The organism is Limnochorda pilosa (assembly GCF_001544015.1).
Classification (GTDB): Bacteria; Bacillota; Limnochordia; order Limnochordales; family Limnochordaceae; genus Limnochorda; species Limnochorda pilosa.
This window is the reverse complement of sequence record NZ_AP014924.1, coordinates 383,281-405,061: the sequence shown is the minus strand read 5'-3', so window position 1 is coordinate 405,061 and position 21,781 is coordinate 383,281. Positions and strand designations below refer to the sequence as shown.

Sequence of the window (21,781 nt, the reverse complement as noted above, 5' to 3'; positions counted from 1 at the left end):
ATGTATACATCACATTATGCCGTCTGTGCTCGCATGTCTCGGTTCGCCATACAAGGTGGCGACTCCTTCTCTTGGTATCCGCTGGTTGCGTGATGGAGGTGGAAGTACCGAGGAGTACAGCGCGTCCTTCTGGGCCACCCACCCAAGTTGCACTCGCATGGCCAGCCGACTCACCAGCGGAGGCCGAGCCGGATGACCACGCAGGCGACGGCCCAGGCCGCCACGAGCCCGAGGTCCGTGCCCGTCACGCGCACCGTCCCTCGCCGGGGCTTCTCCGGATCGTAGCCTCGGGCTTGGGCTGCGGCCGCGATGTCGTCCACGTGCCGGAGGGCTCCGCTCACCACCGTCGCCATCAGGAGTTGGGGTGCCTCCCACCCGTAGGCCGCCAGACCGCCTCGCATCCTCAAGGCGTGCCACGCGTCCCCCGCCGAGGAGAGGACCGTCGGGAGCATGTGGAAAGCGACGCCCAGGGTGAAGCCGAAACCCTTCAGCCCACACCGCTCAAGAAGGGCTGACCAGTCCGTCAGCGAGAGGCCCTCCACGACCGTGGCGACGCTCATCCACAAGACGACGCTCCGGCCGAGCATCCCCAGGCCCAGCTTCAGGCCCGACGGCGAGAGCGCGAGCCAGGGCAGCGGGGCCCAGGTGCGGGGGCCTCCCCAGCATGCCAGGGGAACCACCAGGAAGATCGCGAAGGCCATGAACCATCGGCTTCGCAGACCCCGGAGCGCGCCCGGATCCACCCAGGCGACCCAGAGGACGGTCGCCGCGGCCAGGAGCCAGACCGTCGCCAGACGGGCACCCAGGGCCGAGAGCGTCAGGAGCCCGAGCGGCCCCAGCCGCCCCAGGGGACCCGCGCCGGCCAGGCAACTAGGCGCTCGCATGTCGAACCCCACCCCGATGGGCGACCCGCTCCGCGGTGTTCCAGGCGACGGCCCCCGCCAGGGCCCCCACCGCGGCATGGATCAGGCCCAGCACCGCGATGATGAGCACGGCGGCCCGAGGCGACAGGTGCAGGAACGCGGCGCCGTCCTCAACCACCCAGCCCCACACGGTGAGGATCCCCCGGCCCGCCAGCAGCCCATGGGCGAAGAAGGGGTGAACCAGGGGCCAGAGGCACCCGAGGGCGCCTGCGAGGACGTAGCTCCCCCGGCTCTGCCCACGGGTGACGGCCATCACCCCTTGCACGATGAGCGCCTCGAACAGGATGCCGATCATGGGCATGAGGACGATCCCGCCGATGCTGGCCGCCTTCATCAGCGCAGCCACGAGACCGATCTGCAGCACGGCCCCCCTCTGCGGCACGAACCGATGGCCGATCAGGGCAACCGCGATGCCGGCCGCGGCCAGGAAGACTCCCGAGAAGGGGAGATTGAGTGCATGGAGGGCTGAACCGAGGGAGAGCTCCAGCGCGCCCCAGAGCGCGCCAAAGACACCGATGACGACAAGCGTTCTGAGGTTGACCACCATCGTCACGCTCCTTCCTTCGGGGCTTGGACCCCTTCGACGAGACGACCGCCTTGAATGCGAAGGCGACGGCCAGGCCAGCCCGCGATGAGACGCTCGTCGTGGCTGATCACCAGGACGGCCGCCCCCAGGTCGTGGTTGAGGTCCCGGATCATCCGGAGCATCGCTTGGAGGTGCAGGTCGTCCTGGCCGGCCGTGGGCTCGTCCAGGATGAAGAGGCTGCCCTGCGTCTCCGTGGCACCGGCTGCCACCAGGGCGGCGAGGGCGAGGCGCCGCTGCTCGCCGGTGGAGAGAGAGCCCACGGGCTGCCCCCGGCGTTGCTCCAGCCCCGCCATCCGGAGCAGGCCGTCCAGCAGGTCCCCAGGGAGCGCCTTCTCTCGCCCGCGGCCAGCCCGCAGGCCCACGAACAGCTCTTCCTCCACCGTCTCCGCGAAGAGCTGGTCGATGGGGTCCTGGAAGAGGAGGAGCGGCCGGGCCGAGCGGACGACCCTTCCCCTGGCAGGCCGCTCGAAGCCGGCCAGGACCCGGGCCAGGGTCGTCTTGCCCGATCCGTTCTCCCCGGTGAGGAGGATCAGTTCACCCGTATGGAGCTCCAGGTTGACGTCCCTCAGCAGAACGGGCGAGCGCTCCTCGCGCCGCATCGAGCCTCGGCGCGCGATGACGCCGTCCACGACGCGGAGCACCGGCCGGCCGCAGGACGTGACCGGCTGCAGCAGCGTGAGGCGAGGGGAGCCGCCCCCGGTACCGGCGGAGAGGCCCGCTGCAAGCGGACCGCCCGCCGTGAGCCGCCCGCCGGCCAGGTGAAGGTGCTGGCGGGCGAAGGGAACCCAGGCTCGAGTGCGGTGCTCGATGACCACGACGGATAGACCGTCGTCCGTGTTGAGCCGCGTGAGCGCCTGAACCAGGGCCTCGCGCCCCGAGCGGTCCAGGTGGGCGGTGGGCTCGTCCAGGATCACCGCACGCGGGCGCATCGCAAGGACGGCGGCCAGCGCCAGCCGCTGCAGCTCGCCCCCGGAGAGGGTGCGGGGGCTCCTTTCCTCGAACCCCTGGAGGCCCATGACCTCCAGCGCCCACCGGGCCTGCTCCCGCGCCTCCCCAGGCTTCAGGCCGAGGTTGAGGGGTCCGAAGAGGACCTCGTCTCGCACCGTGAAGTTGAAGAGCTGGGAGGCCGGGCGCTGGAAGACCATGGCCAGCCGCTGCGCTGTCTCCCAGAGCGGCTGCCGCGCCGGGTCTCTCCCGTAGACGGAGACGCGGCCCTCGCGCTCACCGGGGAAGGCGAGGGGGATCATGCCCGCGAGAGCCCGCGCCAGGGTGGTCTTGCCTCCCCCGGAAGGGCCCGTGATCAGGACGCGGTCCGCCGCTCGGATCTCCAGGTCCACGCCCTCCAGAAGGCGGCAGGTCCCGAAGCGGACGCCCAGATCACCGGCCCGGATGGGAACGGCACCCGCTCCGGACCCGCCCGTGCCGCCGGCGGCGTGGAGGAGGACGGCGGGACGCTCGAGGCATTCCGGGGGCGGCGCCATCATCGCAGCTCCACCGCCTCCCTGGGAACCCTCGTGAGCTCGGCCAGGAGCTCCTGCTGCAGGCGGTCACGCTCTCCGGGCGGGTCGTCTCCGTGCAGCTCGTGCACGCGCAGGCGGGCCGGCCGCCCTTCCGGGGCTGCCGCGGCCAGGGCGCGGCGGAACGCATCCAGGCACCCCTGCCGGACCGTGACCACAGCCTGGCGGTAGGCTCCCGTCGCCACGATCCCGAAGACCCCCGTCCACCCGGAACCGTGCCGGAGCTCGAGCCGGCCGATCTCGTCCACCACCAGGAGGTGGCAGGGCGTGGCTGCGGCGAGAGCCTCCCGTCCCAGTGCGAAGCCTTCCTGCAGGAGCGTCCACCGGTCGCCCTCCCGGAACCCCAGTGGCGCTTGGTGGCCGCTCCGAAGGTCTGTGACGACGAGCTGCTCGCGCTCGACACGAGGGTGCAGGCCCGGTTCCAGCCCCTCTCCGGGGTGGTGCGGGCGCCGTCGCCGGCGCTTCTCGGTGCAGACGCCAGCGACGTCCACGCCTGCCCGAGCAGCCGCGCGTGCGAGCTCGCGGCAGAAGGCGCTCTTGCCGGTGTTCTTCGGTCCGGTCAGGATCAGGATGGAGCCTGGCACCAGGGTTGCCCCCTCTCGACTACAGGGACCCGTGCAAGCCAGGCGGCGCCCGAAGCGCTGGTGCCCGAGGCGCAAGATCGCCGGCCCCCACCCTTCGACCGGCGACGCGTCGACGCTTCGGTTGGGCGTCTCCTTTCCAAGCACGGGGAGGCAGGGTCGTTTCCTTCCCTACCCACGACCGCCGCCCGGGGGCGCTCCCCGTCCGGCGGTCCCTCGGATTCTGCCGAGGTTCGGCCTCAGGCCTTTGCGCCCGCCTCACGAAACAGGTGCCTTAGGTCCTGAAGGCTCGGAGACTTTGGGTTGTGTCTGGATCATGCGCGGGCGACCGCCCGCCACCTCTCTTCTCGACCTGCGAGCCTTGGTCTTGGGGGAGCCCTCAACCCTGATGGGCTTGCCGAGGCCTCTCCTCCTCGTCCTGGCTCCGGCTCGTGATCGAGTTCTTGAACTCGCGGATCCCCTCGCCGAGGGCCTTGCCCACCTGGGGCAGCTTCCCCGGGCCAAAGATGATCAGGGCCAGAGCCAGGATGATGACCAGTTCCATGGGACCGATGCGCGGCATCGCTCATCCCTCTTCTCGCGTGGAGTCCTTCACCTCTAGACCAGCCGCCTCGCGAGGCGCTCTTGCGGCGTGGAGGGGCGCCCGCTCCACAGGACTTGCTCCTCACCGGAGAGGACCGCGCCGGGCCGGGCCTCCGTGGTCCGGATGGCCCCCTGGTAGCAGATTCGGGTACAGAAGCCGCAGTTGGTGCACTCCTGCGCCCGAAAGGCGAGCTCCGTCTTGCCTGCGGTTTCGCGCTTTCGGAGGGCTCCGGTGGGGCAGAAGTAGGCGCACATGCCGCAGCCGGTGCAGTCGGGAGCGACCTCCACGTGGGCCAGCGGCGCGTTGGGGGCGACCCGATCCGCCGCGGGTTCTCCCAGCCGGTGGAGGAAGAAGAGCAGCTTCCGGTGGGACGATGGGATCCACCGTTCCAGCCCTTCGCCCGGATCCTGCGGCTGCGTGGTGTCGCCGCCGATTTCCTGCGGTTCCAGGCCCCGGCGGGCCAACTCCTCGTCGGCGCTGCGACCTTTCTGGGGAAGCAGGCCGGCCAGGGCCCGAAAGGCGCTGCCGGCCTCCGTGGAAGCGGGGGGCTCGCTGCCGAGCCGGACCTCTTCCCTCCGCCCCCACGCTGCCAGGAGCGACTGCGCCTCTTCCACCGTTCGAACCGCACGTCCGTGGGCGACCCGGTAGGTGCACCGCGAGCAGCGGGCTTCGAGCAGGAGCACCGACGCCGCACCGAAGGCCACGGCTGCAACGATCTCCCACGGCTGGATGGCGCCGACGCAGGGAACCTCCACCACATCCGTCCTGCGCCGCAGGCTCCGGTCCCGCCGCAGGTGCAGCGGGCACGCGAAAAGAACCCTGCCGGTACCCGCGACGGCCCGGCTGATCTGGGCCAGGCGCCGGCACCAGACGCTGTCGCGCACCTCCAGCGCCCCCGCGGGGCAGGCCGTCGCACAGGCGCCGCACTGGGCGCAATCGAAGGGCTCGACCCTGAGCCTAGGCGACCACCGGATGGCCTTGGTGGGGCAGGCTTCGGCGCACGCCGAGCACCCCGCCCGGAGGTGGCGCAGGTTGAGGCACTGGCGCGGGCGGACGCGGAGGGCGGAACCCTCCAGGCCCGCGAGCCTCTCTGCTGCTTCCTCGATCGCCGCTACCGGCAACGCTCCATTCCTCCGCTTCGGTCAGATGTCGACTCCGGGGTCGAAGGAGGCCGGATCGGCCAGCTCCACCTTGAGCTCTCGAAGCCGAAGGCCTTCTTCGTCGGCCTCCATCACCTTGGTGGAAACACCCAGCTCCACGTCCAGGCCCGCCAGGTAACCCACGGCGGAGACGGGGAACTCCAGGAAGCCGTGCTCGGAATCGACGCTGTAGCTCCGGACGCCCGCCTTCCGAAGGGCGTGGGCCACCTTGGGAATCTCCTCCCCGAACGCCTTGACCGACTTGAAGAAGTAGTCCTGCGGCGAGAGGACGTGGTGCGGCGGAGGATCCACCGTGGCATCCTGCCGGAAGATCTGGCCCGTATGCTTGTTCTCCAGGGAGCAGTAGTGGACACCGAGCTTCAGGTCCTGGTCCAGCGCAAAGTCCACCAGGCGTAGGCATGCTTCCTCGCTCCCCGCCACCGGGAGGCCCCCTGCGTACCAGTAATCGTAGAGGACCCGGTACGGCTTGGCCTTGAGGGTGTAGCCCCGGATCCTGAAGGCCTCGGCGTTGTGCAGGGGGTAGCAGAGTTCCAGGAGGTTGATGCCGTCGGCGCCGATCCGCTCCAGCTCCACGAGGATCTCGGTCATCCGTTCGTAGCCGTCGGGCAGCACCGGCATCTCCACCATGACCGCCGGCAGGTACTCCCGGGCGAGGGCGATGCGCTCCAGCGTCTTCCGCTGCGCGGTCGGGCTGTCGGGCAGGCGGATGCTGAAACGGATCTCGTCGAGCCCAGCGGCCTTCAGTCGCTGGAGGATCTGCGCGTCCACGAAGTCCCCCGACGTGTAGAGACGGCCGTACGCCTCCGGGTACTGCTGCCGGGCCGCCTCGAAGAAGGCGACGGCCTCCTCCTTGTGGAGGAGCGGCTCGCCGCCGGTCAGGGCCACGTGCTCGAGCCGCACGCCGGCCTGCTGCATCTGGCCGAGCTCGCTCACGCAGTCCCTCGAGTCCTGGCGGTACTGCTCGTACCCCTCCTGGTTCGGGTTGAAACAGTAGAAGCACTGCCGGTGGCACTGCAGCGAGGTGAAGAAGGTAGCGCTGCCCGCGCCCGTCCGGCAGGCCAGGCAGGCCGGGGAGATCCACCGGGAGTAGACGCTGCGGCCGCCGTTGCGGACAACCGCCCCCTTCTTCCGGAGGCGTGCCAGCGCTTGGGCGAGCCGCTCGGGCATCCCCGGAAGCCTAAGGTCCTGGGCGATCTCTTCCTCACCGGGTTGGGACGGGGCTGGAGGCAGAGCCATGTCCGGCTCTGCCTCCTCGAACTCCATCCCTGTCTCTCGAACCCGCTCCCGGAACTGCTCCGCGATGGCCACGTACCGGGCCGCGTAGGCGCGGAAGGAGGGATTCTGGATGATGGATAGGTTGTCACGATCGATCTCGACCAGCATCCGAATCCTCCTTCCCACCGCCGTCGGGGCGGTCAGATAGCTGCCTCTGCCTTCGGCTTCACCGTCACCGCCGGATGGGTGAGCGCCGGGTCGGGCATGCCCTTCACCCGGTCGGTGCCCCCGTGCTTGCGGCGCAGCTCGTCGACGTCACCGAACTCGATGGCCCGCATGGGGCAGGCGTCGACGCAGGCCGGGTTGAGCCCCTGATCGACCAGGTCGGCACAGCCGTCGCACTTGCCCACGCGGCCCTCGGCCTCGATGTACTGGGGCGCGCCGTAGGGGCAGGACCAGACGCAGTAGCGGCAACCGATGCACGCATCCTTGTCGAGGACCACCAGGCCGTCCGGCCGCTTGGTGAGCGCTCCGGTGGGGCAGTTCTCAACGCAGCGCGGCTCCTCGCAGTGGTTGCAGCCCATGGAGAGGTGGTAGACCCACGGGCGAGGGTATGTTCCGCCTTCGAACGTGTACACCCGCCGGTAGAGGGCGCCGACGTCGAGGTTGTTCTTGTCCTTGCAGGCGACCTGACAGGTCCTGCAACCGATGCATGCCGTCATGTCTACGTAGAATCCGAGCTGACCCATTCTTCACCCACCCCCTAGAGCACGATCCGCTGCGGCCACTCGGCGTCAGGCTTGAGCGGCTCACCCTGCCACTTCTCGACCTGCACGATGACCGAGTTCCACCCTGAGGTGCCCTGGCCCGTCGGGACGGCACCGCACATGATGTTGTCCGCCCCGGCCTTGTCGACGCCTTTCTCGTCGTCCAGCTCGACCCAGGCACCGTGGGGCAGGGCGACCACTCCGGGCATCATCCGCTCGGTCAGCTGCACGGGGCGCAGCGACTTTCCGTGCTTGCCGGTGATGAGGACGGTGTCACCGTGCTCGATACCCCGTTCTGCCGCGTCGCGCGGGTTCATGTAGAGCGGATTCGGGAACGCCTCCCGTAGCCATGGGATGTTGTCGAAGACGGTGTGGGAGCGCCGGAGGTAGTGCGGCGTGTACAACTGCAGCGGATACTCACCCTTCACCTTCCGCTCCCAATCGGCGAAGGTCTCCTCGTACCCCTCCGTCGCAGGGTTGTACGCGGGGATGGGCTTGATCTCGTTCCATCCCCGGCTCTTCACGTGTTCTGACAGTGCAGGCGAGCAGAGCTCCAGTTTCCCGGTCGCCGAGTCCAGGGGGTACCGCTCCGGATTCTCGCGGAAGTCCTTGAAGGCGATGTATCCGTAGTTGTCACCCGGACGCCGCTCGATCTGGTAAACGCCCTTCTCCAGGAACTCCTTGAGGGTGATCCTGCCGTGCTGGGGCTCTCCTTTCACTCCCCATTCGGCGATGTCCTCGGCCGTGATGGTGAGCAGCGTCTCGTAGTCCGACTCGGAGTTGGGCCGGTCGTCCTTCATCACCCGAGCCCCCGCGAGCTGGTTGAAGAACTGCTGCTTCGGCGAGATCGGGTAGACGGTCTGTGGGTCGAAGCCGAGGCGCCGGGCCACTTCCATGGCGATCCACTGGTCGTCCTTCGCCTCGTAAAGGGGCTCGGTGATCTGGGTGTAGGCGAAGAGCGCCTCCCGGTTCCCTGCCAGCAGACCACCGGGCCGCTCCCACTCGGTGGTGACAGGGAGCACCACGTCGGAGTACCGGGCGTTGGTCGTGAGGAACTGAGCGTGGGCAACCACGAACTCCACCTTGCGGTGGGCCGCGATACCCTTGGTCATCCCGTCCCGTGTCTGCAGGGTGGCACCGCCGCCGTGATAGATGAGCTGGATGTTGATGTCCCGTACCTCTTGGTAGCCGGCGGTGTACTTGCCCGTGAGGACGGCGTCCCAGATCTCGTTGTCGTTGATGCTCTCGCTCAACGGATTGCGGATCCCAGGGACACCGCTTCCTCCTCCCTGAACCAGGAAGGGACCGCTGTTGGCAGTAGCCCGATGGACGCTAAGGCCCGTCATCCGGCCCGGCTGGCCGATGTGGCCCGTCATGGCGCCAAGCGTCATGAACATCTGGGGCCAGGAGTCGCTGTTCTTGATGCGGGCCGGTGCCCAGGTGGTAAGGAGTGCCACGCGACGCGTCTGTGCGATCTCCCGTGCCAGACTCCGGATCCGAGCGGCCGCCACTCCACAGATCTCCTCGGCCCACTCGGCCGTCTTGGGGACACCGTCATAGGTTCCCAGGACGTAGTCCTTGACGTTCTCCTTTGGGTCGACTCCCGGCGGCACGTGCTCAGAGTCGAAACCCACGGTGCACCGGTTGAGGAAGTCCCAGTCGATGAGAGGGTTGGTCTCCGGGTCATCCTCCACCAGGAGCGTGTGGGCCATACCAAGCAGCATCGCGTGATCCGTTCCCGGCCGGATGGGGATCCACTCGTCGCCGAGCACCTGGGCGGAATCCGAGTAGAAGGGGTCGATGAAGATGAAGCGTGCGCCGGCCTTCTTCGCCTGCAGGTAATGGTACGTGGGACTGCCGCCCGCGGACCAGGCCGGGTTGCATCCCCACATCACGATGAGTTGCGAGTTCTTGAGGTCCAGCCGATCGTTGGTGTTGAAGGAGCTGAAACCCTCCCGAGCACCAATGATCGGTCCCGTGTATCTCCACGAACCCCATGAGGTGGTGCCCCAGTGGCCCACCGACCCACCGGCGAGGTTCAGGGTCCTGCCGATCTCGCCCCCGCCCGTCAGGAAGATCGCCCTGTTGCCATGGGTCTCCTTGATTCGCTTGATCTCGCTCGCCACGATGTCGAGCGCTTCGTCCCAGGAGATGCGGACCCACTCGTCGCGGCCGCGCAGCTCCTTCTGGCCGCCCCCCGGCTCCCAGTGCCTCCGCTTCATCGGGTACTTCAGGCGGTCGGCGCCGAAGACCTGCTTGCGCTGGGAGCGCCCGCGGGCGCACCCCCGCTGCTGCGGGTAGTCGGGGCTGTCGGGGTGGGTGTCGTCGGTCTTCTGACGCATGACGACGCCCTCCACCACGAACGCCTTGTTGACGCACCGGCCTCCGCAGTTGTGCCAGCAAGCTGCCGCCACCCACCTACCGCCCTCGGTCCCGGCGCCGCCCTGCGCGGCGACGCGGGCCGGGTCGGCCTGAACGAGGCCGAAGCCCCGAGTGCCGACGGCAAGACCGCCTGCCACGGCCGCACTCCACTTGAGGAGCGTCCTTCGGTTCATGCTTGGGTTGAGCCTGCTCGTCTGGGAACCTTCCATGCCCTTGCACCTCCACCGATCTCAAATGGTGGCGTCACATGCTCTGCATATCTTGAATGAAGGCCGCGTCAGCTTGGAGAAAGCTCTTCAGCAGGCACGCCAGGCCCCGATAGAACACCGTGGATGCCCGGGCTTCCACGTCCGCGGCGAAGGCCGGAACCCAGCGTTGAAGGTGCTCCCGCAAGAAGGCGGCCTGGTCTGCCAGGACCTGTTCCGGTGCCGGGCGACCCGCCTCCGTCGGCTTTGCAACACCCTCACGCGCCAAGCGACTGAGGTGGGCCATGAACTCCAGCTCGAAGCCCAGGTGATCGTCGGCCTCGTGAGGGTAGTTCCGTGTGACGAGCCCGTACTTCCCGTACGCCCGCCGGACCTCGAGGGTCGATTCCTGGAAGAGGAGGCGCTCCTCCGTCAGGTAGGCGGACTCCCACGGCGGCGCCGGCAGCCGTTCGGGCCCGACGAAGAGCCGGGTGTAGTCCCACCGCACCGCCTGGAAGCCCTCGTCTCCCAGCGATTCGAGCTCGGAGAGGGCGCTCGCGACGCGGCGTGCCGCGACCTCGACGGCATCGCTTTCCTCCGCGAAGAGGAAGGTGTCGAAGGCGCCCCGGCGGCTCAGTTCCCGGATGAATCCCTCGTCGGGCTCCTCCAGGAAGAGCCGCGCCAGGAGGCTGTAGGCCACCTCGCGTGCCTCCATCACCTCAACCATGCCGTTCACGCTGATATCCACGCGTTGCGTCACAGGCCCCACCCCTCCCCGAGGGTTGATGCACCGCCGACGCTGAAGGCGCCAGAGGCGCTGTCGACTCCCCTCGTCTCGTGCGCGATTCGCTCTTTCACCCGATACCGATGGAGACCGCGGTCGCGTAGAAGAGATACCGCCCGACCAGCTCGCCGGCGAGAATGGCGCTCCCTGCCACGTAGAGCAGTCCCGCCGGGATCTGCTGCGTAGCGAGCCGCCAAAGGACGAGGAGCAGGCCGACCACGCCGCCGAAGATGGCCAGGACCCACCGCAGCACGAGCAGCGAGGCGTACGGACCGGCCAGGAGGCCCGCCGTCGTCTGGGCGGCTGCATCGCCACCCGCCAGGCCTGCCATCTGGAGGGGCACAGCGACCAGCTCAACCAAGGCCACAGCCACCGCGACCCAGGCCAGGTCCCTGAGATCCCGGAGGCGATCCTGATACGTCTGCCCCAGCCCGGTCAGCAGGGCCGCTGCGAGCACGGCACCCAGGAAGAGGGCCGTACCCCCGAAGGCCACGAAGGTTCCGAAGCCCTGCCAGGCAGGTAGGATCGAGCTGTCGTAGATCATGGCCATGCTGATGACTGCGGCCACGCCCGACAGGGCCGCCAGCCACGAGATGATACGGCGGGCACCGCCGCTCTTTAGGAACGCCGCCAGCACCAGGAGCCCCGCGAAACCGCCCGTGAAGAAGATTTCACGGGACAACCAGCTGCTGCCCAGGTTTCCAAGAGACGAGAGAGCCTGAAGGGGCCGGCCCAGGTGGCCCAGGGAAGCGATGAGGGCCACGACGGCGACCGGTATGAGCACGCTGTGGACGCGCTGGTAGGTTCGCCTTGCAGCAGCGTCGTTGGTGCGCTGGTCAAACCAGACCATGAAGAGAAAGGCTCCCACACACGCTTGCATGAGGACGGTAAAGAGAACCAGGGCCCATTCTCGCAGTTCCAAGCGAATCCCTCCCGCCTGTCGCTCCCACGGCCGCGAGAGCGGCTGTTCCGGCTCCTCGGCCGATGGGGCGGGGCGGGGGAATCAGCATCGCTTGCGGCCGTTTCTCCAACTCCCATTCTATGCGGCTTTCGAGGATCACTTCAACGGGACCATCGTCACCATTACCCCGGCACAATCCGCTCATGACGGGCCATGACGGGTCCCAGGGATTCGGTGCATTGGAAACACGGTATCGCCTCTCATCATGTCGTGGAGGACCCGGTAGGGCTTGCCCTTGGGCAGGAGGGGTTCCGGTGGGTGGACAGGTTCTTGCCGCCTGTCTCGACCCGCATCCAGATCCCCTCCTGCAGCGGGCAAGGCGTTCAGATGGCGGCCTCCGCCTTCGGCGTGACGGTCACCGCGGGGCGGGTGAGCGCCGGATCAGGCAGCCCCTTCACCCGGTCGGTGCCCCCGTGCTTGCGGCGCAGCTCATCGATGTCGCCGAATTCGATGGCACGCATGACGCAGGCGTCGACGCAGGCCGGGTTGAGCCCCTGATCGACCAGGTCGGCGCAGCCGTCGCACTTGCCCACGCGACCCTCGGCTTCGATGTACTGCGGCGCACCATAGGGGCACGACCAGGTGCAGTACCGGCAGCCGATGCACTGATCCTTGTCCAGCACCACCAGACCGTCGGGCCGCTTGGTCAGCGCTCCGGTGGGGCAGTTCCTGACGCACGGCGGATTCTCACAGTGCATGCAGGCCATGGAGAGGAAGTAGATCCAGGGCCGGGGGAATCTGCCGCCTTCGAAGGTGTGGACCTGGCGAAACAGGACGCCCACCGGATTGTCGTTCTTGTCCTTGCAGGCGATCTGGCAGGTCTTGCACCCGATGCAGACCGTAGCGTTGAAGTAAAACCCCTTCTGTGCCACCGTCGTCCGCCTCCTCAGAAGACAATCCGCTGCGGCCAGGTGACGTCAGGAGCCAGAGGCTCGCCGGTCCACTTTTCCACCTGGCAGTTCACTGTGTTCCACGGTTCTTCGCCCTGGCCGGTAAGAAGGCTCCTGGTGAGAGAGTTGGTGGCGCCGGCCTTGTCGATGCCGGTCTCATCATCCCTTTCGACCCAGGCGCCCTCACCGAGCGCCACGGTGCCGGGCACCACCCGCTCCGTGACCTCCACCGGCCGGATGACGGTCCCGCACTTCGAGGTGATCTTGATCGTGTCACCGGTGACGATGCCACGGGGCTCGGCATCCACGGGGTTCATCCAGCACTCCTGCGGGAAGGCCTCCCGCAGCTGCCTGATGTTGTCGAAGACCGAATGGGAACGACGCGGGTAGTGCGGGGTGAAGAGCTGCAGCGGGTAGTCGCCCTTGACCTTGTGCTCGAAGTCCTTGAAAGTCGCCTCGTACCCGTCCACGGGCGGCCGGTACATGGCGATGGGCGGGCACGTGGTGAACCCATAGGCGGCGATCTTCTCGGAGAGCGCCTGGCAGTGGATCTCCAGCTTGCCGCTGCGGGTCGGCAGGGGGTTCTTCTCGGGATCGTCCCGGAAAGCTTTGTGGGCGATGAACCCGGAGAACGCATCGCCAGGCTTCCGCTCGACCTGGTAGACCCCGCGCTCCCTGAACTCCTGCAAGGAGACGCGGCCCTGCTGGGGCTTGCCTTCCACGCCGAGCGCGGTGATATCCTGCTCGGTGATGGTGACCAGCGGCTCCCAGCCCGAGCCGTCGGGCTTCATCACCCTCGCGCCGGCGATTTGATTGAAGAACTGCTGCTCCCGGGAGAGCGGGTGAACCTCATCTGGATCGAGGCCCAGACGCTTGGCCAGTTCGCGCTCGATCCACATCCCGTCCCGAGCCTCATAGAGAGGTTCGATCACCTTTCCGAAGACGAAGATCGCCTCGGGGTTGCCGGACAGCGTGGTGCCCGCCTTCTCCCACCAGGTGCACTCGGGCAGGACCACATCGGCGTACTTGGAGACGGTGGAGAGGACGATGTCGCTGGTGACGATGAAGTCCAGCTTCCGCATCGCCTCGATGCCCTCGTTGATACCCGCTTCTTGATTGAGGAAGTTGCCGCCGTTGCTGTCTCGGATGCAGTAGAGCAGCCGGATGTCGCATTTCTCCTTGCCGTTCACACCCCGGGTGTACTCACCGTTGATGATGGCGCTGTACATCTCCTCGTGCGCCATGCCGTACCAGTCGCTCTTCTCCGGGCTGGAGAAACCGTAGGTGCCGTAAGGGAAGAGCGGGTTCGGGATGTTGCCTGCACCGGTGCCCCCGGAGCGGACCAGGCTCTGGCTGGAGTAGCTCGCGTTGGTATGGTAGGACTGCCAGACGCCCCCGCCGGAGATGCCCACATTCCCGGTCATCCAGCCGACGGTCAGGAAGGCCTGGCAGAACTGCTGACCCAGCGACGTCCGGGCTGGCGCCGACGAGGAGGACATGATCGCCGGCTTGGTGGTGGCGAGCTCCTGGGCGAAGAAACGGATGGTCCGGGGGTCGATGCCACAGATCTCAGAGGCCCACTCCGGCGTCTTGGGGACGCCGTCATAGGTACCCAGTACGTAGTCCTTGAAGTTCTCCTTCGGATCGGCGCCCTCCGGCATGTGGTCCCGGTCGAAGCCGACGGTGTACTTGTCCAGGAAGGCCTGGTCCTGCAGGTTGTTGGTGATCATGTGGTAGGCCATGCCGATCAGGAGGGCCGCATCGGTGCCCGGCCGGACCGGGATCCACTCGTCGGCCAGGGCCTGGGCCGTGGCCGAGTACATCGGGTCGACGCAGATGATCTTGGCGCCTGCCTTCTTGACCTGCAGCAGGTTGTAGGCCGGGTTGCCGGCGCTGGACCAGGCGGGGTTCGCACCCCAGAGGACCAGCAGCTTGGCATTCCGCCAGTCCAAACGGTCGTTGACCGGTTGGGAGCCGACCATGTGTGCGGTCACCGCGGGCCAGGCCCCGTCGGACGTAACGCCCCAGCTCTCCAGACCGCCGCCCAGGGCGTTGATCAGCTTGCTGCCCCTACGGGGCATGATGATCGACTTGTTGCCATACTGCTCCTTGACCCGCTTGATCTCACTGGCGACGATGTCCAATGCTTCTTCCCAGGAGATTCGGACCCACTCGTCCTTGCCCCGCAGCTCCTTGTTGCCGCCGCCGGGCTCCCAGTGCTTCCGCTTCATCGGGTACTTCAGGCGGTCTGCGCCCAACACCTGTTGGCGCTGGGAGCGGCCGCGGGCGCAGCCCCGCTGCTGCGGGAAGTCGGGGGTGTCGGGGTGGGTGTCGTCCGTCTTCTGCCGCACCACGACGCCGTCCACCACCAGCGCCTTGTTGAGGCACCGGCCCCCGCAGTTGTGCCAGCAAGCAACCGCCACCCACCTGCCGCCCTCGGTCCTGGTGCCGCCCTGGGCGGCAACGCGGGCCGGGTCGGCCTGTACCAAGCCGAAGCCCCGGCCGCCGATGGCAAGCCCGCCGGCCGCGGCCGCAGTCCACTTCAGGAGTGACCGTCGGTTCAGCCTGGGGTCGAGCATGTTGGTCTGCGAACCCTGCATCGCTTACACCTCCACAGTTCGAGGGCGATGTGATCGTCGGCCTCGTGGGGATGGTTCCCCGTCACGAGCCCGTACTTCCGAGGCTAGCGATCCAGCCCCGCCCACCGGGGCGGAACGACTCCTCCGGCTCCCTCTGCCTCACCCGATGCCGATGGACACGGCGGTCGCGTAGAAGAGATACCGTCCGAGGAGCTCACCGGCCAAGATGGCCACGCCCGCCGTGTAGAGCAACCCCGACGGGATCTGCTGCAGGGACAGCCGGCGCAGGGCGAGCACCAGGGCCAGCACCCCGCCGAGGATCGCCAGCACCCAGCGAAGCACCAGCAAAGAGGCGTATGGGCCAGCCAAGAGGCCAGCCGTCGCCTGGGCTGCCGAGTCACCCCCTGCCAGGCCGGCCATCTGGAGAGGAACGGCCACCACCTCAAGGAGAGCGACGCCCACGGCGACCCACGCCAAGTCCTTAAGATCCCGGGTCTGATCCTGGTACGTCCGGCCAAGTCCTGCGAGCATGGCTGCAGCCAGAGCGGCGCCCAGGAAGAGCGTGGTGGCCGCGAAAGCCACGAACGTGCCGAACCCTTGCCAGGCCGGCTTCATCGTTTGGTTGTAGATCATCGCCATGCTGACCACCCCGGCCACGCCCGCCAGCGCCGCAAGCCACGCAACGATCCGGCGTGCACCGGGGTTGCCCTTCAGCAAGGCCGCCAGTACCAAGAGCACCGAAAAGGCGCCCGTGAAGAAGATCTCGCGAGACAACCAGCTGCTGCCCAGGTTCGAGAGTGAGCTGAGAGCTTGGAGAGGCCGGCCCAGATGGCCGAGGGAAGCGGCGAGGGCCACGACGGCCACCGGTATGAGGAAGAGGTTGAGACTCTGGTAGGCTTTGCGGGCAGCAGAATCGTTCGTTCGTTGGTCGAACCAGACCGTCAAGAGAAAGGAACCGACACATGCCTGCATGAGAACGGTAAACAGAATCAACGCCCATTCTCGCAGATCCAAACGACTCCCCCCTGTACGTCGATCCCGCGGCCGCAGGACTGGCTGGCTAGGTCACGCCCTTTGTTTCGAGTGTGAACCAGAATGGAGTCCGTCCGCGATTCGCGGGCCGTGTCTTGGCCCCAATCCTACGCCTCCGTCAGAGGCCATTTCAACGGGATCTTCGTCACCTATCCTCGGGACAGTCAGCCCATGCACTACCGGGGGCTCCAGCGAAGAATCTAAGAACCGTTCTCAGGCCGAGAGATCCGTTGGACTCTGCCCCGCGTTCCACCTGTCCCGTGGATCGCCGCAACCTCCACGTTCGCCGAATCCAGCAGGCCGGCCACATGATCGGGCCGAACGCCTGCAAACCACAGCGCTATTCCGCAGTCACTGGACATCTCCCGGGGTGTGGGTATGAGCTTGCAGCGGAGCCCATCCCGCAAGAGAATCTTCTCTGCTCGGAATGCGGACGAACTGGTATGGAAGAGGACGACACCCTGTGGATTCATGAACGTGCCACCACCTGTCTCAGCGCAGAGAGCACCGCGTCAATGTCCGCAGGTTCGATGAACGGGCCCGGCGAAAGTCGGACTGTACCCTCTGGATAGGTTCCAATGCTTCGGTGGGCGCGCGGCGCGCAGTGGAGACCCACCCTGCACAGGATCCCGAAACGTTCGTCAAGCTGTGATCCGATCTCGGACACCGAGCGACCCAGCACGGTGAACGAAACCACCGCCGTGGCATCTGCGGGATTGCGCGGTCCGTGAACGACGACCCCGCGCAACGTCTTGAGCCCTTCGACGAGTTGTCTGCGCAGGCTCATCTCCCGCGCGCGAAGCTCCTCCACCCCGTGGCTCTGCACCCAGCGTACCCCGGCCCCCAACCCGGCCAGTCCGACACCGTTGGGCGTCCCGACCTCGAACCGGTCCGGGAGGTGGGCGGGCGGCTCCTCAGATTCGGAGCGGCTCCCCGTTCCACCAAGGATCAGCGGCTCGAGGGCTGTGGCATCCACCCCGTCGCCCAGGGCGACCCCGCCCGTGCCAGGTGGTCCCAGAAGGCCCTTGTGGCCACTGAAGACGAGGAAGTCCGCCCCCATGTGCCCTATTCCGATGGGAACCGCACCCACGGTCTGCGCAGCGTCCGCCAAGACCAACGCCCCCGCGGCGTGCGCGAGGCGGGAGAGCTCTTCCATCGGCGCGAGAGTCCCAGTGACGTTGCTCGCATGAGCAGCCACCAGAAGGCGGGCTTTCGGCTGCAGCAGTGGTCCCACCTGTGCCACATCGGTGCTCCCGTCGGATTGGGCCGGCGCTACCACGACCTGAATCCCGTGCTTGACCGCCATGGCCCGCAGGGGCCTCATCACCGCATTGTGCTCCATACCCGTAACGACCACACGATCTCCTGGACGGAGCGTGGCTCTCAGGACCAGGTTGATCGCGTGCGTCGCATTGAGCGTGAAGATGACCCGCAGGGGATCACGCACGCCCAGCAACTCGGCCACTGCTTCCCGAGTCTCGTAGATGATCCGGCCCGCGGCGACCGAGAGACGATGCCCTGAGCGCCCCGGATTGCCGCCAGACTCTTCCAGGTACTGTATCATCGCCTTGAGGACCTCAGGGGGCTTGGGCCACGAGGTCGCTGCATGGTCCATGTAGATCACTTGCGAAGGACCACCTGATAGTCTCCGCCCGCCAACTCGACCACCGTGGACTGCCAGCCGTGCAAGGCCGCGGTACGGGCCACGTTGTCCCGGGAGTTGACCGAGTCTACCAGGACGATCACCGTCCCGCCGTGTGACCGCTCCAGCAGCTCAACGGTTCGAAGGGCCGGTTCCGGGCAGGAGAGCCCCCGGGCGTCCAACACCGCATCATCCACGTCGCGTCCTCCTTCAATCGGTCGTGAAGGTCACCTACTTGCTGACCTGGCTCGCCGCACCCCATCCTGTAGCGCTGGCCCTCTGCTCAGGCACCTCGCGCATCGTGAATCCGAGCACCGTGCAGATCACCAAGCCCACCAGGGTCGCTGCGGGCCCGTACGCACCGGGACCGGCCGGGGAACTGGCCATGTTGAAGTTGTGCGCCGCTCCGGCCCCCGCAAGCATCCCGAGGACGAAGAGTGCCGCGTCCCCGTCCCCTTCGCCCGACAGAATCAGTTGCCGGCCCGGACAGCCACCTGCCAGGGTGAAGGCGAGACCGGCCAGCACCATGCCCCCGACGTTCCAGAGCACGTTCGAATGAGCCACCGGCTGGTTCTCAAAACCGGCATGGAATTCGCCCAGGACTACGTTCGTCACGAAGGCAGCGGCCATCAGCGCGACGATTCCCCCTAAGAGATGCGTCTCCCTGAAGAGCATCACGTCACGCAGCGCACCCACGGTGCAGAATCTGCTGCGCTGGGCCAGGAAGCCAAGGAGGAGCCCCACTCCCAGGGAGCTCAGCCAGGGTGCATGCTGGCTCCCCGGGCCCTGGGTAGAGAAGAAGACGGGACCTGTGGGGCTTCCGTCCGCAGCGAGGCCTGACTGCGGCGCGAGGACCGCCAAGAGCAGCAGACCCACCATGATTGCTGGCATCATCCAACCGAGGGCGGGTGCAGCCGGCCTGCTTCGCCCAAGGCTGAACCCGGACTTGAGGAAACCCACCCCGGCGCCGATCCCCGCCGCCAGCCCCAGTATCCCATAGAGCGCGTTCCAGTCGCCGCCGCTCAGCCGGAGGTAGGCCCGCCACGGGCAGCCCAGGAAGACCAAGGCACCGATCATGGCGAAGAACCCCAAGACGAACCGGACCAAGGGGGCGGAACCGGTTCGAGGGCGGAACTCGCGAAACACCAGGCCAGCCGCCAAGGAACCCAGGACGATCCCCATGATCTCCGGGCGGAGGTACTGGACGCTCCCGGTCCGGTGGAACCCCAGGGCCCCGGCGATGTCCCGGGTGAAGCAGGCCACGCAGACGCCCATGTTGTGGGGATTCCCCAGCTTCACGAGAACGGGAGCCAGAACGCCGACGACGAGACCCGTCAGGACAGGCCAGGTGAGCATTTCCGTCAGGTACTTCTTCACAGGTGTTCCACCTCCAGGATCAGGCCCAGGCCCGAGAGGGTCCTGCGAGCCCTCGGTCCCGGATCGTCTCGGTTCGCTCACTGTCGCCCGCCTACTGCTGGGCGTGGCAGGAGAGGCACGTCTCGGCCGGTAGCTGGGCTGTGAAGCCGGGTCCCGGCCAGGCTGCCCTGGTTCCGTGGCAGCCCCCGCAGCCGGGACGGGTGCTTACGTCGTGGGGTACGGACGGCCCCCACGCCCTGGGCGTTGCTGCCAGGACCGTCCCCCGCGCCTCCTCGGGAGGCACCAACCCTGATGGATCCAGACTCATCCACCAGCCCGCCGCCACCACGAAGCAGACCACGAGCCCCGTCGAGAGCAGGGCCCCTGCCAGGCGAACAGACCGCCGCCACCCCATGACCACCGGAGGAGTCTCGCCTGCCTCCTCAAGCTCGCGCGGGTGCTCCTCGAGCATCTCCTCCCGGGTCAGGTAGCCTGTGAACATGCTCCGGTTTACGTGTCGCACGTGGACATGGTAGACGTGCCAGATGACGATGGCCAGGACGGCCAGCACCGCCTCCCAGCCGTGCACGACTCGGGCCACCGCAACGACAACTGGCTGCGTCAGTACGGCGGTGGCCGCCCCGTTCCAGAGAAGCAGGCCGCTCGCCCCCATGATCACCGCACCCCAGATGAGGGACCAGTACTCCACCTTCTCAGCGTAACTGAACCGCCCATAACGGGGGCGCTCCGCCCGCAGGCCCAGATCGTAGCGGATCTCGTCGATGAGGTCACGTACGTCTTGCGGCCCCGGCAGGATGCGGAAGGGCCGTCCCTGCACCAGCACTCGGTAGACCCGTTCCAGGACATGACACACGAACACCGCCATGAAGACGACGGCGGCCCCGCGGTGAATCGCCCGGACACTGCTTTGCCCGCCCAGCCACCCCAACAGGGCCCCACCGGTCCCGGAGCCGGAGAACATCTGCGGCAAGCCGGTCACGGACAGGACGACGAATGCGCTCACCATCACCCAGTGCTGGATGCGCGTCGGGACGTCGAACCGCAGGTGGCGGTCGGGAGGTGCGCCGTGCCCCCCCTTGATCTCGTTGGACCCAGCTGCATGCCTCTGCCTCTGATCCATCAGGAAGCCCTCCCCTCCCGCCGGTGCAGCGAGCGCCTTCGCACGTCCAGGACGATGAGCAGGATGAAGCCTCCGATGACCAGGGGAATCAGTACCCGATAGAACCACAGGGCCCACCGGACGGCCACGTGATCCCCTTCCTCCACCCCATCCAGACTGACCTGGGCAGCTTGGGCTGTCGCCTGGTCTCGCTCCGGCATGAACCAGGCCGCCAGAGCCAGCGCCGCCTCTCGGGAGACTCGGATCGCGTCGACGGTCTCGTCCGCGACGAATTCAGCGCCTGAGAAGGTCCCCACGAAGGGGGCTCGCCGCCACCGGCTGTCGATGAAGATGGAACCGTCAGCATGGCACTCCTCGCACGAACGAGGGGCCACTTGGAGTGCATGGCGGTTCTTGAACGCCCACGCGCCGTATGCGTACTCCCGGCCGCCGACGGTGCGACTCATGGGGGCGTGGACCACCGTTGCCACCTTGTCCTTCGCCGGGTCCACCGCGAGGTGCACCTCGGTATCGAAGCTCTGGTAGCCCTTGGGTTGGGCCGCCTCGTCGTAGCCATGGCAGCCGTAGCAGTTGTAGTTCCACTCGATGTGACACGCGGTGCAGTCCAGGCTCTCTTCGTGGAGAGCGTGGGAGACGTTCTCACCGCCGGTCTGGTACTGGGGTACTTCGAGACCGCGTACCACGGTACCTGGTTGCCGATGGCAGTCCGTGCACGAGATCGCGATGGCCTGACGGAGGTTGCTCAGAGCCTCCCCCGTGCCGTGTACCTCCGACCCCCGGTGGCAATCGGTGCACTCCAGCCCAGCCGAGGCGTGGACGCTGGGGCCGAAGAAGCCCTCGGCCCCTTCGAAGCCCGTTCCCGTTTCCTGATGGCAGCGGATGCAGACGTCCGAGCCGTTCGTCGCGCTGAAGTCGTGGCTGGCCACGCGCAGGTTCCCGTCGCCCTCAGCGAGGTGGCAATCCGAACACCCTGCGTGGCACGTATTGCACCGGCCGGAGACAACCCGCTCCGCCTCCTCGGGGGGCAACACCTCATAAGCCCCGTTCTTGAGACCCTGAACGGTAGCGTGAAGGGAAGTGGGGTAGGTTTCGGCTATCTCTGGATGGCACTTCTCCTGCCCGCACGACTGGCCCAGCACCTCCGGTGCTCCCGGGTCCTCAATGAGCCCTTCGTGGGCCATCTCCTTCCCGCTTGCCGGCGACACCCCTCCGTGACAGACGACACATTGAAAGGGATGCCTCGCCATGAGAAAGGCCCTCTGATCCACCCAGACCGCCTCCGCCTCCTCAGGCGAGTCCGCCGTCTGGATAAGGCGCTGGCGGCTGAAGTGGCACATCTCGCAACTCTCCAGGGCCCCCCGTGCGTGCGAGGGAACCGGGTCAGCACTGGACGCCGATGCCCGAACTGCCTGGCTCGCTCCCAGAAGGACGATCAACATCAGCACGGTGCTGCTGTGTCGTCGTGGCTCACGATACCGTCCCGTCACAGATCGATCC

Annotated in this window: 20 protein-coding genes and 1 riboswitch; all 20 genes read right to left on the bottom strand. The window is 67.3% G+C overall.

Annotated elements, in window-relative coordinates:
* Window positions 1-170: 170 nt before the first annotated feature.
* The 20 genes from LIP_RS01850 to LIP_RS01760 all read right to left on the bottom strand — a co-directional run bounded on the left by LIP_RS01850 (window position 171) and on the right by LIP_RS01760 (window position 21,621).
* Window positions 171-884 carry an energy-coupling factor transporter transmembrane component T gene (locus LIP_RS01850; protein WP_068133572.1) on the bottom strand — a complete coding sequence of 238 codons (714 nt, stop codon included), beginning with the start codon at window positions 882-884 and terminating at the stop codon, window positions 171-173.
* Window positions 871-1,476, bottom strand: coding sequence for a hypothetical protein (locus LIP_RS01845; RefSeq protein WP_144440279.1), 606 nt, complete (start codon window positions 1,474-1,476; stop codon window positions 871-873). Before LIP_RS01845 ends, LIP_RS01850 begins: the two co-directional genes overlap by 14 nt.
* Entirely contained in the window at window positions 1,473-2,993 is a 1,521-nt protein-coding gene (locus tag LIP_RS01840; RefSeq protein ID WP_068133566.1) for an ABC transporter ATP-binding protein, read from the bottom strand. Before LIP_RS01840 ends, LIP_RS01845 begins: the two co-directional genes overlap by 4 nt.
* Window positions 2,990-3,610 carry a P-loop NTPase family protein gene (locus LIP_RS01835; protein WP_068133562.1) on the bottom strand — a complete coding sequence of 207 codons (621 nt, stop codon included), beginning with the start codon at window positions 3,608-3,610 and terminating at the stop codon, window positions 2,990-2,992. Before LIP_RS01835 ends, LIP_RS01840 begins: the two co-directional genes overlap by 4 nt.
* Before the next feature lie 113 nt (window positions 3,611-3,723).
* Window positions 3,724-3,914: riboswitch (molybdenum cofactor riboswitch) on the bottom strand.
* 72 nt (window positions 3,915-3,986) lie between these two features.
* Window positions 3,987-4,169 (bottom strand): twin-arginine translocase TatA/TatE family subunit, encoded by a 183-nt coding sequence (locus tag LIP_RS01830; RefSeq protein WP_068133560.1) that lies wholly within the window; start codon window positions 4,167-4,169, stop codon window positions 3,987-3,989.
* 35 nt (window positions 4,170-4,204) lie between these two features.
* Complete coding sequence (locus LIP_RS01825; protein WP_068133556.1) at window positions 4,205-5,311, bottom strand: 4Fe-4S dicluster domain-containing protein; 1,107 nt, start codon at window positions 5,309-5,311, stop codon at window positions 4,205-4,207.
* 21 nt (window positions 5,312-5,332) lie between these two features.
* Window positions 5,333-6,733, bottom strand: coding sequence for a radical SAM protein (locus LIP_RS01820; protein ID WP_068133552.1), 1,401 nt, complete (start codon window positions 6,731-6,733; stop codon window positions 5,333-5,335).
* A gap of 32 nt (window positions 6,734-6,765) precedes the next feature.
* On the bottom strand, window positions 6,766-7,314 hold the full coding sequence (locus tag LIP_RS01815; RefSeq protein WP_068133548.1) for a DMSO/selenate family reductase complex B subunit: 549 nt from the start codon (window positions 7,312-7,314) through the stop codon (window positions 6,766-6,768).
* A 14-nt stretch (window positions 7,315-7,328) separates the two neighbouring features.
* Entirely contained in the window at window positions 7,329-9,887 is a 2,559-nt protein-coding gene (locus tag LIP_RS01810) for a molybdopterin-dependent oxidoreductase (RefSeq protein WP_198409646.1), read from the bottom strand.
* Window positions 9,888-9,957: 70 nt separating this feature from the next.
* Window positions 9,958-10,659 carry a TorD/DmsD family molecular chaperone gene (locus tag LIP_RS01805; RefSeq protein ID WP_068133543.1) on the bottom strand — a complete coding sequence of 234 codons (702 nt, stop codon included), beginning with the start codon at window positions 10,657-10,659 and terminating at the stop codon, window positions 9,958-9,960.
* A gap of 94 nt (window positions 10,660-10,753) precedes the next feature.
* Window positions 10,754-11,605 (bottom strand): dimethyl sulfoxide reductase anchor subunit family protein, encoded by an 852-nt coding sequence (locus LIP_RS01800; protein ID WP_068133540.1) that lies wholly within the window; start codon window positions 11,603-11,605, stop codon window positions 10,754-10,756.
* Between the two features lie 362 nt (window positions 11,606-11,967).
* Window positions 11,968-12,516 (bottom strand): DMSO/selenate family reductase complex B subunit, encoded by a 549-nt coding sequence (locus LIP_RS01795; protein ID WP_068133536.1) that lies wholly within the window; start codon window positions 12,514-12,516, stop codon window positions 11,968-11,970.
* Between the two features lie 14 nt (window positions 12,517-12,530).
* The gene (locus LIP_RS01790) at window positions 12,531-15,134 is read right to left on the bottom strand and encodes a molybdopterin-dependent oxidoreductase (protein WP_068133533.1); all 2,604 of its coding nucleotides are present in this window, start codon (window positions 15,132-15,134) and stop codon (window positions 12,531-12,533) included.
* Between the two features lie 138 nt (window positions 15,135-15,272).
* Window positions 15,273-16,127 (bottom strand): dimethyl sulfoxide reductase anchor subunit family protein, encoded by an 855-nt coding sequence (locus LIP_RS01785; RefSeq protein WP_144440278.1) that lies wholly within the window; start codon window positions 16,125-16,127, stop codon window positions 15,273-15,275.
* A 218-nt stretch (window positions 16,128-16,345) separates the two neighbouring features.
* The gene (locus LIP_RS20270; RefSeq protein WP_082725720.1) at window positions 16,346-16,618 is read right to left on the bottom strand and encodes a DUF3343 domain-containing protein; all 273 of its coding nucleotides are present in this window, start codon (window positions 16,616-16,618) and stop codon (window positions 16,346-16,348) included.
* Entirely contained in the window at window positions 16,615-17,760 is a 1,146-nt protein-coding gene (locus LIP_RS01780; RefSeq protein ID WP_068141348.1) for an aminotransferase class V-fold PLP-dependent enzyme, read from the bottom strand. Before LIP_RS01780 ends, LIP_RS20270 begins: the two co-directional genes overlap by 4 nt.
* A gap of 5 nt (window positions 17,761-17,765) precedes the next feature.
* Window positions 17,766-17,984: a sulfurtransferase TusA family protein gene (locus LIP_RS01775; protein ID WP_068133529.1), complete on the bottom strand. Its 219-nt coding sequence runs from the start codon at window positions 17,982-17,984 to the stop codon at window positions 17,766-17,768.
* Window positions 17,985-18,018: 34 nt separating this feature from the next.
* Window positions 18,019-19,143 (bottom strand): YedE family putative selenium transporter, encoded by a 1,125-nt coding sequence (gene yedE / locus LIP_RS01770; RefSeq protein ID WP_068141343.1) that lies wholly within the window; start codon window positions 19,141-19,143, stop codon window positions 18,019-18,021.
* Between the two features lie 112 nt (window positions 19,144-19,255).
* The gene (locus LIP_RS01765) at window positions 19,256-20,284 is read right to left on the bottom strand and encodes a cytochrome b/b6 domain-containing protein (protein WP_068133525.1); all 1,029 of its coding nucleotides are present in this window, start codon (window positions 20,282-20,284) and stop codon (window positions 19,256-19,258) included.
* Window positions 20,284-21,621: a cytochrome c3 family protein gene (locus tag LIP_RS01760; protein WP_068133519.1), complete on the bottom strand. Its 1,338-nt coding sequence runs from the start codon at window positions 21,619-21,621 to the stop codon at window positions 20,284-20,286. Before LIP_RS01760 ends, LIP_RS01765 begins: the two co-directional genes overlap by 1 nt.
* Window positions 21,622-21,781: the final 160 nt, after the last annotated feature.

Coding starts and splice junctions, on each gene's coding strand:
- yedE (WP_068141343.1), bottom strand. CDS start 19,143: ATGCTCACCTGGCCTGTCCTGACGGGTCTCGTCGTCGGCGTTCTGGCT.
- LIP_RS20270 (WP_082725720.1), bottom strand. CDS start 16,618: ATGAATCCACAGGGTGTCGTCCTCTTCCATACCAGTTCGTCCGCATTC.
- LIP_RS01840 (WP_068133566.1), bottom strand. CDS start 2,993: ATGATGGCGCCGCCCCCGGAATGCCTCGAGCGTCCCGCCGTCCTCCTC.
- LIP_RS01760 (WP_068133519.1), bottom strand. CDS start 21,621: ATGTGCCACTTCAGCCGCCAGCGCCTTATCCAGACGGCGGACTCGCCT.
- LIP_RS01850 (WP_068133572.1), bottom strand. CDS start 884: ATGCGAGCGCCTAGTTGCCTGGCCGGCGCGGGTCCCCTGGGGCGGCTG.
- LIP_RS01780 (WP_068141348.1), bottom strand. CDS start 17,760: ATGGACCATGCAGCGACCTCGTGGCCCAAGCCCCCTGAGGTCCTCAAG.
- LIP_RS01765 (WP_068133525.1), bottom strand. CDS start 20,284: ATGGATCAGAGGCAGAGGCATGCAGCTGGGTCCAACGAGATCAAGGGG.
- LIP_RS01815 (WP_068133548.1), bottom strand. CDS start 7,314: ATGGGTCAGCTCGGATTCTACGTAGACATGACGGCATGCATCGGTTGC.
- LIP_RS01830 (WP_068133560.1), bottom strand. CDS start 4,169: ATGCCGCGCATCGGTCCCATGGAACTGGTCATCATCCTGGCTCTGGCC.
- LIP_RS01820 (WP_068133552.1), bottom strand. CDS start 6,733: ATGCTGGTCGAGATCGATCGTGACAACCTATCCATCATCCAGAATCCC.
- LIP_RS01810 (WP_198409646.1), bottom strand. CDS start 9,887: ATGAACCGAAGGACGCTCCTCAAGTGGAGTGCGGCCGTGGCAGGCGGT.
- LIP_RS01790 (WP_068133533.1), bottom strand. CDS start 15,134: ATGCAGGGTTCGCAGACCAACATGCTCGACCCCAGGCTGAACCGACGG.